Origin of the sequence: uncultured Desulfovibrio sp. (assembly GCF_944324505.1) — a bacterium.
GTDB lineage: Bacteria > Desulfobacterota > Desulfovibrionia > Desulfovibrionales > Desulfovibrionaceae > Desulfovibrio.
In genome coordinates this window covers 501,506-514,508 of sequence record NZ_CALUWO010000001.1, presented here as the reverse complement: position 1 = coordinate 514,508, position 13,003 = coordinate 501,506, and the positions used below count along the sequence as shown (strand labels likewise).

Here is a 13,003-nt window from a genome sequence, read left to right as displayed (position 1 = left end):
TTCCCGGCTGTCTTTCCAGGGGCATCATGATGCTGCCGCCGGAGACTGCCTGCCGCAGGGCCGGGAGCGGCGCAGCGGCGGGGCAGACCGGGGCTTGTGTGCGTAATGCTAGGAGGCGCTGCCGCTCAGCACCCGGCGGATGCCGCGGATGGCCTGCCGTGTGCGCTGATCGTTTTCGATGAGGGCAAAGCGCACGTGGTCGTCCCCGTAGGCGCCAAAGCCCAGCCCGGGCGAGACGGCCACCTGGGCTTCGGTGAGCAGCAGCTTGGAGAATTCCACGGAACCCATCTTGCGGAATTCCTCGGGAATGCGCGCCCAGACAAACATGGTTGCCAGGGGGGAGGGCACTTCCCAGCCGATGCGGTTCAGGCCTTCGATGAGGCAGTCGCGGCGCTGGCGGTAGATGTCGCATATCTGCGTCACTTCCTCGTCGCCGCTGCGCAGGGCCACGGTGGACGCAATTTGCACAGGCTGGAAAATGCCATAGTCCAGATAGCTCTTGATGCGGGCCAGGGCATGGATGAGCCGGGGATTGCCCAGGCAGAAGCCCACGCGCCAGCCGGGCATGGAGTAGCTCTTGGACATGGTGTAGAATTCCACGCCCACGTCCTTGGCGCCCTTGGCCTGCAGGAAGCTGGGAGCCTTGTAGCCGTCAAAGGCCAGGTCGGCATAGGCCAGATCATGAACAACCCAGATGTGGTTTTCCTTGGCAAAATCCACCAGCTTTTCAAAGAAGGCCAGATCGGTCACTTCCGTGGTGGGATTGTGCGGATAGCAGAGAAAGAGCAGCTTGGGACGGGGCCAGGCCTGCTTGGTGGCGGTGGTCAGGTCTTCAAAAAAGTCCCGGCCGGGGCCGATGGGCACGCTGCGCACATCCGCGCCGGCAATGATGGGCGCGTATTTGTGGATGGGATAGGTGGGATCGGGAGCCAGCACCACATCGCCGGGCGACAGCATGGCCAGGGAAAGATGGGCCAGGCCCTCCTTGGACCCCAGGGTGACAATGGCTTCCGTTTCGGGGTCAAGGTCCACGTCATACAGGCGCTTGTAGCGTTCGCAGATGGCGTCGCGCAGATGGGGAATGCCCTTGGACAGCGAGTAACGGTGGTTTGCCGGCTTCTGTGCGGCTTCCGTCATCTTGTCCACAATATATTGCGGGGTGGGAATATCGGGATTGCCCATGCTGAAGTCCACGATATCCACGTTCTGCCGGCGGAGCTTCATCTTGAGATCGCCCACAACGGCAAAGACATAGGGGGGCAGACGCTGTATACGCGAGAACTCTTCCATAAACGGATTCTCCTGATATGGGTAGATACACATTTCCGTACATGCCAGCGCATCCTGCCTTTGTAAAGTTCAGGCAGGGCGCGGGAGCGCGTTGCGCGTCTTGTGCCACAGGGAACAAGGCAAAAACGGGGCGTTTACAGGCCATTTTGGCGTCTGAACGGCGACATATGGTCCGTTTTTGCGGCAGAATTCCCCTGATGGCGAGATTATGACGCGAGTATGCAGCCCCGCGTTCCCCGAACAGGCCCAGGGGGCACGAGCGGCCCATCGGCCGGAAATGCCCTTGATATCAGGATGTTATTGTACGAACGATGTGTCTTTTTCTTTTTCCCCTGGAAAAATTGGAAAAAATTTTTTTCAGCAGGGGAGAAATCCGGCAGACAGCCCTTGTGAAGAGCGTATACAAAAGCCTGTGACCAGCCTCGCGGCAGGTGCTTTCCGTGCGGCACAGGGGCCGGAAGCTGGAAGACGGAAGAGTGGCAATGCGCTGTGCCGAGCTGCCTGCACCCAGACGGTTTCAGGGGGCGGTGACAGGGGATGCCCCGGAGATGCAGGCAAAGCGGCTGCCCGGTACCGGTCGCGCACGGGAGCCTCATGCGGGCGGATACGGTCCAGAGCGGGGAGGGGCTGCCTGCTGCGCGACGGCGCCGCTCGGCACCGGATCAGCCACCCGACATGGACGGGCCAGCGCCGGATGTGCGCCACGTCAGCGGCGGGAGGCGGCAGCGCCACGGGCGGGCCGATCCTTGCCGGCAGCGGCACGCAGGGCCTTGAGATGCTTGTGGATGGCATTGAGCGAGCACTGCTTGCCCATGCACTCCCTGATTTCGGCCAGGGTCATGTGCACATCACTGCGCACAAGGTCATCCAGCTCCTGGAGTTCGCTTGCCGAAAAGATGGCGGCACGGTGCCCGCGCGGGCGGGCCTGAAGGCGCTCTTCCTGGGAATATTCCCTCAGCCAGCGGCTGACGGTATTGGGGTGGTAGCCCACAAGATGGGCAATCTGTTGCAGGCTAAGGCCCAGCGCCTGCGCCCGGACGGCAATCTGGCGTATTTCGGGACTGGCGGTCTTCATGCGATGAAAAAACGGGGGAAGAAGGGTTTGCCCCTTCTTCCCCCGGAAGGGCATCAGAGCTTGAGTGCGGCCATGCCCAGTTCAAGTGCCTTGAGATTGACATCCTGGAGCTTGGGGGCCAGGTACTTGCCGATGGCGGCTTCCAGGTCCTTCACGCCAAAGGGCAGAATGCCGGAGGCGCAGGCCACGCTGAGCAGAACCGTATTGCCCGCCTGGACGGAGCCGGCTTGCAGGCCCAGTTCGCGACAGGGGATGAACTGGCACAGCCCGGCCACGCGGCGGACCTGGCTTTCCACCTCTTCCAGGGTGGGGTAGTGCGCGCCGCCCAGCGAGACGCTGAGGGGCGGCAGAGGGTCGGCGCTGGAGAATACCGCGCCGCCGGGCCGCAGATAGGGCAGGCCGCGCAGGGTTTCCAGCGGTTCAAAGCCCAGCAGCACGTCGGCTTCGCCCAGGTCGAGCTTGGGCGAACGCCAGCCGCCGAGCAGCAGGACGGATTCCACGACACCGCCGCGCTGGGCCATGCCGTGCACTTCGCCGGCCACCACGTCCAGCCCGGCATCCATGGCCGTGCGGGCCAGCAGGGTGGTGGCCGTCAGGGTGCCCTGGCCGCCCACACCGGTGAAGTAGATACGCATACGCTTTTGTTTTTCCGTATTCATGAGAACCTCGCAATGGCAGCGGGCTAGTTGCGGCGCCGGGCCTTGAAGGAATGGGGAGCCACCTGCAGACAGACCATGCAGCCGGAGCAGAGGCTTTCGTCCACGGCAAGGGCGTCACCGTCCTTGTAGAACGCGGGACAGGCCAGCGTTTCCAGGCAGTGCGCGGCATCGGGACCCTGTTCGCGCACTTCGGCCACCTGCGGCTGCACCTTCTTGAGCTGACGGCGGGCATACAGGGCGCAGGGTTCTTCGGTGATGAGCACGCGCACGCCGGACTGCTGCTTCATTTCTTCCAGCGTCTTCATGACGGCCTTGACGTTGAAGGAGCGCACCTTGGTGCAGCTGGTCACGCCCATGGCCCGCACAATGGCCTCGATGTCCAGGTGGCAGGCATCGTCACCCAGCATTTCCTGCATCATGCCCGGATTGGGCTGATGGCCGGTCATGGCGGTGGTGCCGTTATCCAGAATGACCACCAGCAGATTGTGCTGGTTGAAAACGGCATTGGCCAGCCCGGTCATGCCGGAATGGAAGAAGGTGGAATCGCCGATGAAGGCCACCACCGGCTTGCCGGAGGCCCGGGCAAAGCCGCTGCCGGCCGAAATGGAAGACCCCATGCACACCAGAAAGTCCGCGCACTTGAGCGGCGGCAGCATGCCCAGGGTATAGCAGCCGATATCGCTGGAATAGTAGGCATCGTCGCCAAAGACCTGCCGCACGGCATAGAAGACCGCCCGGTGCGAGCAGCCGGCACAGAGATTGGGGGGACGGCCGGGCAGGGCCGCAATCTGGGCATTGCTGCCCTTGAGCGGCGCGGGGCAGCCCAGAAAGGCCGCCAGACGGCGCAGGGTGAGCGTGGTGGAATATTCGTCCAGCTCGGTGAGGGTGGCATCCTTGCCTTCCAGCAGGGCCTTGCAGCCTTCGCGCTGGGCCAGGGCACGCACGTCATGTTCCAGCAGGGCCGGCCCTTCCTCAAGAATGAGCACGCGGTCGCACTTTTCCAGAAAGGCCGTGATGCGCTTTTCGGGCAGGGGCCAGGTCATGCCCAGTTCCAGCACGCGAACCCGGTCTTCCCAGCCGCCGGAGGCCAGGGCATCGGCCAGGTAGTTGCGGGCCACGCCGCTGGTGATGATGCCCAGGCGGGAATCGGCGCCATGCTCCGTATTGAAGCGGCTGGTCTCTGCCAGGGCACGGGCCTTTTCCATGATCTCGAGGATGGCCGCATGCCGCTTGCGGGCCACGGCCGGCACGGGCACAAAGCGGCCGGGGTTGCGCTCAAAGGGCACCATGGTCCGGCTGGCGGGCAGATCGTCGAATTCCACGGGGCCGCGCATGTGGTTGATGCGGGTGGTGGTGCGCATGAGCACCGGCTGTTGCAGCTCACGGGCCAGGCGGAAGGCCTCGCGGGTCATGTCGTGGGCTTCCTGGGCCGAGGCCGGTTCAAAGCAGGGCAGCATGGCCGCGCGAGCATAGGAGCGGTTGTCCTGTTCGTTCTGGCTGGAATGGCAGCCGGGGTCATCGGCACTGAGAATGACCAGGCCGCCCGGCAGTCCCGTATAGGCCGAGGTGAACAGGGGGTCGGCCGCCACATTAAGGCCCACGTGCTTCATGGTCACAAGGCACATGGCCCCGGCCAGCGCACCGCCGGCGGCCACTTCAAAGGCCACTTTCTCGTTGACGGCATATTCCAGTTTGTAGCGATCCTTTCCGCCCAGACGGCGGAAGGTGTCCGGAACTTCGGAAGACGGCGTGCCGGGATAACAGGTGACCATGTGCACACCGGCTTCCAGAGCGCCGCGCACGATGGCCTCGTTTCCCAGCAGCAGGTGGCGTTCGCCACGGCCGCCGTCCAGCAGGGGATGTTTGCTCATGGGATCTCCTCGCATGCCTGTCTTGCAGGCAGAAACCGTCCGGCATCAGGCCGGACGGTGAAATGTTCAGGGGCTATTTGCTGGTCTGGGCATCCGCCGCGGCGGGGGCGGCACCCAGGCTGGCGGCGCGGTAGGCGTAATAGGGCCGGTCTTCCTCGTCGCCGCTCTGGGCCAGCTTGCCAAAGGCCGTGGCCGCCACGTCATTCTGGCCGGCCGCCAGGGCCGCTTCGGCCACCATGCGCAGGATGGCCGGCGCCGCGGAAGGATCCACCCGGCTGCCCAGCGTTTGCAGAACAGCCAGCGCCTCGCTGGCGGCCTCGGCCGTGCCTGTCTGCATGAGGGCGCCGCACTGGGCCAGCAGGGCCGCAAGCCCCAGGGCGCCTTCACTGTCCAGCCGGGCGGCCTCGCCATAGGCGCGGGCGGCCTGTGCCCAGTCGCCATCTTCGGCGGCGCTGCGGGCCTGTTCCACAAGAATGGCATAGCGGCTCTGTTCCGGGGCATCCTTGGCCAGGGCGGCCAGGGCCTGCGTGCGCTCTGCGCCCTTCTTGGTGAGGACAATGCGGGTCAGCTCGTTGCGGGCGTCCTCGCTGGCGGATTCCGTATGCCAGTTCCAGATGCCGGCACCGATGATGGCCGCCAGCAGCAGCACCACCACGGCAGTGATGGCCCCCGCATGGCGCAGGATGAACTGGAGGAGCGGGGCCGTCTCCGCGCTCACTTCGGAGCGCAGGTCGTTGAGCAGGGCAGGGGACGGCTGGGAACTGGGCTGGGAATTGGGGATCATCACGTGGCTCCTTGGGTGACGAAATGGGCCTGCCGCAGGGCTTTTCTCCAAACGGCAAGGCATTGAGAATAGGTCACAAGGACGGAGCTGTCAAAATAATTCCCGTTCCGCGCACGGCTTGCCCTTGGTGGCGGCTGACGGTATAATTGCATAATTCGTCATCAGGAAAAGGAGTTCCCATGACCCTTGCAGAAGACATGGCCGGTATCGGCGCCAGGGCGCAGCGTGCGGCCAGGGTGCTGGGCAGCGCCGCTCCGGCGGCCAAGGTTGCGGCACTGGAAACGCTTGCCTCCCTGCTGGAAACCCGGGCCGATGCGCTCATGGCAGCCAATGCCCGTGACCTGGAGGCTGCCCGGCGGAAAGGGCTGGATGCTCCCCGCATGGACCGCCTGACCCTTACACCGGCCATTCTGGCCGACATGGCCGGAGCCTGCCGTCATGTGGCCGGCCTGCCCGATCCCATCGGAGCACTGGACAGCCAGTGGCAGCGCCCCAACGGCCTGCTGGTGGGGCGCATGCGCGTGCCCCTGGGCGTCATTGCCATGATTTACGAGGCCCGGCCCAATGTGACCATTGACGCGGCCATTCTCTGCCTCAAGGCGGGCAATGCCGTCATTCTGCGCGGGGGCAGCGAGGCCCTGCATTCCAATACGGCCCTGGCGGGCCTGTTGCAGGAAGCCCTGGCCGCCGCGGGCCTGCCGGCCCATGCCGCCCAGCTGGTCACCAGCACGGACCATGCCGCCGTCACGGCCCTGTGCAAACTGGATCAGTATATTGATGTCATCATCCCGCGCGGCGGGGAAAGTCTGGTCCGCACCGTCACCGAGGCGGCCACCATGCCGGTGCTCAAGCATTTCAAGGGCGTGTGCCATCTTTTTGTGGATCAGTCCGCTGATCTGGAGGCGGCCGAGAACATTGCCTTCAATGCCAAGGTGCAGCGCCCCGGCGTGTGCAATGCGCTGGAATGCCTGCTGGTGCACCGGGACGTGGCTGGGGCCTTCCTGCCGCGGGTGGCGGCCCGTCTAGGCGCGGCCGGCGTGGAGTTTCGTGCCTGTCCGGTGTCGCTGCCCCTGCTGGGTCCCACGGCCGTACCGCAGCAGCCCGACGATCTGGGGCAGGAATTTCATGATCTCATCCTGGCCGTGCGCGTGGTGGATGACCTGGATGCCGCCCTGGAGCATATTGCCCGCTACGGCTCGCACCATACGGAAGTGATCTGCACCAATGACCATGCCCGGGCCATGCGCTTTGTGCGCGAGGCCGATGCCTCCATGGTGGGCATCAATGTGTCCACACGCTTCAATGATGGCGGGCAGCTGGGCCTTGGGGCGGAAATCGGCATTTCCACGTCCAAGCTCCATGCCTATGGCCCCATGGGCGTGCAGGAACTGACCACCACCAAGTTCATGGTGCTGGGGCAGGGGCAGGTCCGCCAGTAGATGCCCTGCGCTGTTGCAGGCCCGCTGCTGGGGCGGGCCATCCTGGGCGGCAGTTTCAATCCGCCACATGTGGGACACCTGCGTCTGGCCATTGAGGTGCGCGAAGCCCTGGGGCCGCTGGTGGACAGGCTGGAACTCATGCCCTGTGCCAATCCGCCGCACAAGTCCGCGCGCGGCCTGCTGCCCTTTGCCCTGCGGGCAGACATGGTGCGGGCGGCCATCCGCGGTCTGCCCGGCATCATGCTGAATACGGAGGAGGGGCAGCGTCAGGGCCTTTCCTATACCTGGGACACGCTGTCCGTTTTTCGGGCCAGAGAGCCGGAGCGGCCGCTGTATTTTGTGCTGGGCACGCCGGATTTTGCCCTGCTGCATACCTGGCATCGCGGACTGGAACTGCCCCGGCTGTGTCATTTTGTGGTGGTGCCCCGCGGCGAACGGGACCACGGCTTTTTTGTGGAGGCGGCGCGGCGCCTGTGGCCGGCAGCAGAGGAACATGCCCCCGTGCTGCCCGGCAGTCACTGCATGGCCCTGCCGGGCGGCGGGCTGGCCCATTATCTGCCCCTGCCGTGGCTGGCCGTGAGTGCCTCGCGCATCCGGCAGCGCTGGCTGGCCGGGCGCAATGTGGACTATCTCATGCCGCAGGCCGTGGAGGACCTGCTGCGCCTGCGCCGCGAGGAAGTGGTCCGGCACTGGCGGGATGACCGCACGGTGTCTGGCGCGGATGCCCTTTGCCCTGATGCATAGCGGTGCTGCCGGCCTGGCGCTGCGTGCCGCCGTGGCGGATGTCCGTTTTCAAAGACTTGCCTTTTGGCCCGAAACAGACTATTTCTTGATTTCGGCCTTCGACGAAACGTCGATACTCCGGTGGGAGAGGTAGCGAAGTTGGCCGTAACGCGCTCGACTCGAAATCGAGTTATCGGTTAATAGCCGGTACGTGGGTTCGAATCCCACCCTCTCCGCCAGAAATTGTAGAAGTCCTTTTGGGTATATAATTGCCTGAAAGGACTTTTTTTATGCGCGCTGCGTTCATCAAAATGCAGGATGGAACAAGAAAAGTCTCCATACGTTCCTATCGTTTGTCAGCACATCGCAAATATCGGCACATTTTATGCAAAGAACTTAGTGCATTTTTCAGTAAAAAATATGCCGGTATCCTCTCATGGGCATTTTCCCCCCTGTATTATTGGCGGCAACGCCCCTCCTGGTGTATACAGGATGCGGTACCACGGCTGCGCACAGGGTGGATAGTCATATTGTTTTTAGCGCTCGAAGGGTGGTTGCAAACGGCGGAAGGGAGCAGATATGAGCAGGGATATTTCCCGAGTAGACACGACCATACCCGTTCCGGGACATGGCGTGGGGGCGTTGTCTCAGGAACAGCCTGACATTTCCGTTGCCGGAAAGGTCTTGCGTGACGCGCCGCCCCTTCTGCAGGATGCGCTTGATGTGGCAAAGGAAATGGCCATTGTGCCGGAGCGGGACCTTCCTGAAGCGACGCTGCATCAGCGCAATGCAGAAACATCGGAAACCCGCGCCCGACGTGATGCCGACGCCGCCACGGTACATGACGACGGCATGGCGAAGCTGGAGCCGGCAGCGTCTGCGCTGCCACGGCAGCAGGTCGGGCAGTTCGTGCCGCCGGTCTTCAACCATGTTCCTGAAATTCGCATGAGTGCATGTGGCGAGGCCTTGGCCGACGAACCATCCGCCAAGGCCGTCAGGGCTGCCCCGGCAGAAGGGCCTGACAGATGGCAGACACAAGAGAGCGAGGGGCTGGCGGATGCCCCCGTTTTCGCTCCGGCGGCTGCCCAGGGGGAAACTGTCGCCCCTGCATCAGGTCTGTCCGCCGCAGACACGGCCGGAACCGTCACCGCACAGGAGGCGCTCGAGCCGGAGGCGCCTTCCGCCGCGGCAAAGGCTGAAGATACGACATCCGTTGCGGCAGCGCAGGGGGATGCCGAGGTGGACGAATCCGCCGATATGCCGCTTGAGGAGCGCATGCGCGAGCTGGAGGTGCCCGAAGAACTGTTTGCCATGCTGCGCGATTTCAAACCCGGCCTGTTGCGTGGGCAGAACATGACCATGGAGCAGCTGCGCAGCCATGAGGCCAGGCTGGCCGACCTGCTCGATGCGGCGCCTGCCGGGGAAGCGCAGGAAGTATCGTATACCGCCATGCTCAAGGCGCGCCTCATGGAAAGCCGGATTCAGCTGACCAATGCCATCGAGAGCCGCACGCATCTTGACGAGCGGCTGGGGGACCTTGATGCCCTGCGGCACGCCGAAGGCATCGGCAAGGCCAGGAGTATGGATACGCTGGCTGATCTCTCTCTTATCTGGCGCAACGGCAGGGAGCAGACGCAGCTCATGGAGCAGATGGCGGCGGGCGATCCGCAGGCCCTGCAGGAGGCTGCCGAAGGTCTGGAGCTGGGCATCGGCGTGGTGGGGGACGATCTTGCCGTGCTGGAAGATTCGCTGGTGGAAACGGCGGCCATCCTGCTCGAGCGCTTCCAGACGGCGCAGCCGCCGCTAACGCATGACACGCTGCGTGATCTGGCCCGATTGTCCCTGCATGCCGGACAGCGCCCCGAGGTCATTCTGGAGCTGGTGCAGCAGGGTCTGGTCTGGGCGGGCGCGCAGGGCCACCGGGATACGCTTGTCCGCGTGCTTGCCGCCGGCGCCACCGAGATACAGCAGCAGACGGGCCTGGCCGACAGGGCCAGCCGTGCCGAGGTCCTGCGCTATGTGGACATGGTTTTTCAGGGGGCCTATCCAGAATACGCCGACACGGCGCTGGAACTGAAAAAACTGCTGGTACCCGGGCACGAGCGGGAAGTGGAGTTGCAGCATCAGTGCACGGTGGCCAGCCGGCACCTGCTGAGCCTTCTGCTTGTTGGCGAAGAGGCGTCCGGCAAGAGCCGCGCAGCGGCCCTGGAACGAACGCTCCACGGCATGGCCACGGCCTCGGCACGTTCCTTTCTGCTCACACCGGACATTGTGGGCAGTCTGACCAGAAAGGTGGATATCCCGGACTTCAATTATCATATCGCGCATGTGGCCCTGTTGCAGAGACGGGCGGTCAATGCCGGTCTGCTGCCCCTGACGGGAGCGGAGGCCGTGCATCCGGGCGATGTCAGGGCCTGGTGTCAGGCCCTGGGCCTGGACACACGTACCGTAGATTATGCCGAAGAACTGGGCCGAAACCTTGAGGATCCGAAGTACGGCGCCTACTGCCGGCGCGAGTTGCAGCGCGCCTGCGACCACTTTGTACGGGGCTTTCGGGGAGAGACGGAACTTCTTGCTGCGGGACGCCTGGTCCTCAAGCGTGCCAGGCTGACTGGCACATCGGGAGCCGCCCGGCGGGAACACAGCCTGTACGAAAGTTCTCCCGAATATCTGGCCCGTCTGGCGCTGGATCATCATATCGTCAACCTTACCGGTCTCATCCGCCCCGAGGATCGCTTTGTCCAGGGCGGCACGGGCATGACGCTGGATGGCGCTGCCATTGACGCGGCCATGGTCAGAAAGACAGGCGCCCTGTATGCCAACATGCTTGGCGGTGAATCTCCCGACGATGCCCGGCGGGCGGTGACGGAAAAGGCGCAGAAACGGCGCGCATTTCTGAGCGATCTGCAACGCTTTGAAGATCACGCGGGCACCATGCGGGCACTTGCCCGCAGTACCGGCGAAATTGTCCGGTTGCGCGCCACCATGACCCGCCATGAAAAACGTGTCAGGGAGAGGGAGCTGGACAGGAGCCTGCTGCAACCCAGCTGGCCGCACCGGCGCGCCGGCAGAATGGCTGTTTGCAAGACCGTGCTGGCCATCGAAAATCTGCACAAGGATCTGTCTGCGCTGCCGCCGGATGCTCCCGGGGCGGAAAGGACTGACCTGCTGCGCCGGATAGACGGTCTGCTGGGGGAACTGCATGGCGTCAGCCCCTTTACGCTGAGTCATAGTTTCCGCCACCGCAACGATACGCCTGATCTGGAAACCGTGCTGCGGCTCATGCTGCCGCGTGCCCGTGCCCTGCGATTCTTTGAGGCGCCCATCAAGGTCAACGGCTTGTTCAGCACGCGGGCCGGGGAAACCCTGCGCCGCATCCGTCAGACCCGCGCCGAAATCGGCCGGTTGCAAAAGCGTATCGATCACAGCCGAAAGATGCTGGGAAAGCAGATCGGCAAGGAAAATATCCGGCAGATCCAGCAGACGATTACCGCCGGTCTGTACAAGGTTTTTGTGGAATCTCAGCAGCCCGTCAGTCTGTTCAGCATCCGTGATCCGCAAACCGGACGCGCCGTGCGCGAGCAGCTCAGAACCTGGGGGCTGCCCGTGGATGCCGGCCTGACGAAGCAGTTCATCAGGCTCACGCTGATCTCGCTGACAAAGGCCGATGGCACCCTGGACCAAAAGGCACTGCGCCGCGCTGCCGGCAGAACGTCGCTGGACTTTGCCGGCAGGGAAAGCGTGGAGGCCATGAAGCGGGAATGGCGTGACGAGGGCCTGAGCCGCCTTGCGGCCCGAAAGCGGACACGGGACTTCATCAATACCACGCTTCTGTCCGACGCGCGCCGCCGGGCAGAAGGCGTGCATGCGCTCATGCGTGAGGCGTCTCTTCCGGGCAGCGGCTTTGTCTATGACAGGACGCGCGGCATGGTCATGGATACCGGTGCCATCTTCACGCCCACCACCACGCCCGGTTCGCTGATCAACCGGGTCAACGTGGCGCATCCGCTTTCCCTGCGCCTGCGGCTCATGCACAATAACAGTCTCACGGTATGCAATGCGGGCCAGGGCTGCTATCAGGTCCTGCTCAAGGGGGGGCTTGCCGCATCCATCGGGGCCACCATGAAAAGCAGCATCCCCGGAAGTGCTGGCAAGGCCGTGGTGGGCGGCAACATAGGCCACAGAAGCGAACATGGCCTGGCCCTGACCTTTTCCAGCGCCGGAGATTGCGAGGCCTTTCTCAACGTCTTCATGCGCCCGGATTCCGGGATGCACCTGCATTCGTCGGAGCGCCCCGACATGTCCACACTGCTGGCCGCCACGCAGATACGCTTCATCGACGGCAGCACCGTTTCCGCCGATGTGTCCACCGGCATTACCTCGACGCTGTTTCAGACAGCGCTGGGGCACGGTTCTGTGGCCTCGCTGGCAGGCACGGCCTCGCTGGCTCTTGCCGGCGAGATGACGCGACAGGTGGAGCAGAATGCCTGGGGTGAAACCACCACCTTCAGCCTCAAGGGGCGTGCATCGCTGATGGCCAGTGCTTCTGCGGGCCTGATACACGACACGACCATGTTTTCCAGTCGCAAGACCACCGTGGCACGGAGCCTGTCGCTGGACCTGGAACAGCGCTTCAAGCTGGCCACCGGGCCGAAGGGCCTGCAAACCTCCTGCTGCGCGGAGACGGAATGCCAGGTCGGTTCGTTGCAGGGGGGGATCACCCGGGACGTGGCGCGCCTTCTGCTGCTGCCCTCCGCCGTGCGCCAGCGCATGGAGCAGGACCCGGTGTTCTGCAGCGCGTTTGAAAAACTCCTGCGCGGCCTGCCGCCGACGGCCAGGCTTACGGTACACCGCGATCTGAAGCCCGCCGTGCTGGAAAAGGCGCGCGGCCTGTTCATCAGGGCACGCATGGCCACGGATGACACTACCCGTGACGTTGCGCTGAGGGCGGCGCACGATCTGCTCGCCTCCCTGGATTCCTACACGGCCACGCGTTTGAGCGTCAAAAATGTCACGCCCGCCGGCATTGCCAGAAACTGGTCGCCCGGTCTGGGCATATTCCAGTATGCGCGCCATACGTCGCTGGCGCGTTTTCGTACCGGAGAAAGCCTGAATATCCCGCTGCCACAGGCCGAATAATACCGCAACAACAGGAATCTGCC

Annotated in this window: 8 protein-coding genes and 1 tRNA gene; 4 read left to right on the top strand and 5 right to left on the bottom strand. The window is 64.0% G+C overall.

Going from position 1 to position 13,003, the window contains the following annotated elements; all coding sequences use genetic code 11:
* Nucleotides 1–108: 108 nt before the first annotated feature.
* The 5 genes from Q0J57_RS02450 to Q0J57_RS02430 form a co-directional block, all read right to left on the bottom strand.
* On the bottom strand, nucleotides 109–1,290 hold the full coding sequence (locus tag Q0J57_RS02450; RefSeq protein ID WP_297216670.1) for an aminotransferase class I/II-fold pyridoxal phosphate-dependent enzyme: 1,182 nt from the start codon (nucleotides 1,288–1,290) through the stop codon (nucleotides 109–111).
* A gap of 706 nt (nucleotides 1,291–1,996) precedes the next feature.
* Nucleotides 1,997–2,365, bottom strand: coding sequence for a helix-turn-helix domain-containing protein (locus Q0J57_RS02445; RefSeq protein ID WP_297216668.1), 369 nt, complete (start codon nucleotides 2,363–2,365; stop codon nucleotides 1,997–1,999).
* A gap of 53 nt (nucleotides 2,366–2,418) precedes the next feature.
* Nucleotides 2,419–3,024 carry an indolepyruvate oxidoreductase subunit beta gene (locus Q0J57_RS02440; RefSeq protein WP_297216666.1) on the bottom strand — a complete coding sequence of 202 codons (606 nt, stop codon included), beginning with the start codon at nucleotides 3,022–3,024 and terminating at the stop codon, nucleotides 2,419–2,421.
* Between the two features lie 23 nt (nucleotides 3,025–3,047).
* The gene (gene iorA, locus Q0J57_RS02435; RefSeq protein WP_297216664.1) at nucleotides 3,048–4,895 is read right to left on the bottom strand and encodes an indolepyruvate ferredoxin oxidoreductase subunit alpha; all 1,848 of its coding nucleotides are present in this window, start codon (nucleotides 4,893–4,895) and stop codon (nucleotides 3,048–3,050) included.
* 73 nt (nucleotides 4,896–4,968) lie between these two features.
* Entirely contained in the window at nucleotides 4,969–5,679 is a 711-nt protein-coding gene (locus tag Q0J57_RS02430; protein WP_297216662.1) for a hypothetical protein, read from the bottom strand.
* A 179-nt stretch (nucleotides 5,680–5,858) separates the two neighbouring features.
* Here Q0J57_RS02430 and Q0J57_RS02425 point away from each other — a divergent pair, with 179 nt between their 5' ends.
* From Q0J57_RS02425 to Q0J57_RS02410, 4 genes are all read left to right on the top strand, one after another.
* Nucleotides 5,859–7,118 carry a glutamate-5-semialdehyde dehydrogenase gene (locus tag Q0J57_RS02425; protein ID WP_297216660.1) on the top strand — a complete coding sequence of 420 codons (1,260 nt, stop codon included), beginning with the start codon at nucleotides 5,859–5,861 and terminating at the stop codon, nucleotides 7,116–7,118.
* Nucleotides 7,119–7,862 carry a nicotinate (nicotinamide) nucleotide adenylyltransferase gene (gene nadD, locus Q0J57_RS02420; protein WP_297216658.1) on the top strand — a complete coding sequence of 248 codons (744 nt, stop codon included), beginning with the start codon at nucleotides 7,119–7,121 and terminating at the stop codon, nucleotides 7,860–7,862.
* Between the two features lie 123 nt (nucleotides 7,863–7,985).
* Nucleotides 7,986–8,080, top strand: a tRNA-Ser gene (locus tag Q0J57_RS02415).
* A 484-nt stretch (nucleotides 8,081–8,564) separates the two neighbouring features.
* Entirely contained in the window at nucleotides 8,565–12,980 is a 4,416-nt protein-coding gene (locus Q0J57_RS02410; protein ID WP_297216656.1) for a hypothetical protein, read from the top strand.
* The last annotated feature ends 23 nt before the right edge of the window (nucleotides 12,981–13,003 follow it).

Coding starts and splice junctions, on each gene's coding strand:
- Q0J57_RS02445 (WP_297216668.1), bottom strand. CDS start 2,365: ATGAAGACCGCCAGTCCCGAAATACGCCAGATTGCCGTCCGGGCGCAG.
- nadD (WP_297216658.1), top strand. CDS start 7,119: ATGCCCTGCGCTGTTGCAGGCCCGCTGCTGGGGCGGGCCATCCTGGGC.
- Q0J57_RS02450 (WP_297216670.1), bottom strand. CDS start 1,290: ATGGAAGAGTTCTCGCGTATACAGCGTCTGCCCCCCTATGTCTTTGCC.
- iorA (WP_297216664.1), bottom strand. CDS start 4,895: ATGAGCAAACATCCCCTGCTGGACGGCGGCCGTGGCGAACGCCACCTG.
- Q0J57_RS02430 (WP_297216662.1), bottom strand. CDS start 5,679: ATGATCCCCAATTCCCAGCCCAGTTCCCAGCCGTCCCCTGCCCTGCTC.
- Q0J57_RS02440 (WP_297216666.1), bottom strand. CDS start 3,024: ATGAATACGGAAAAACAAAAGCGTATGCGTATCTACTTCACCGGTGTG.
- Q0J57_RS02425 (WP_297216660.1), top strand. CDS start 5,859: ATGACCCTTGCAGAAGACATGGCCGGTATCGGCGCCAGGGCGCAGCGT.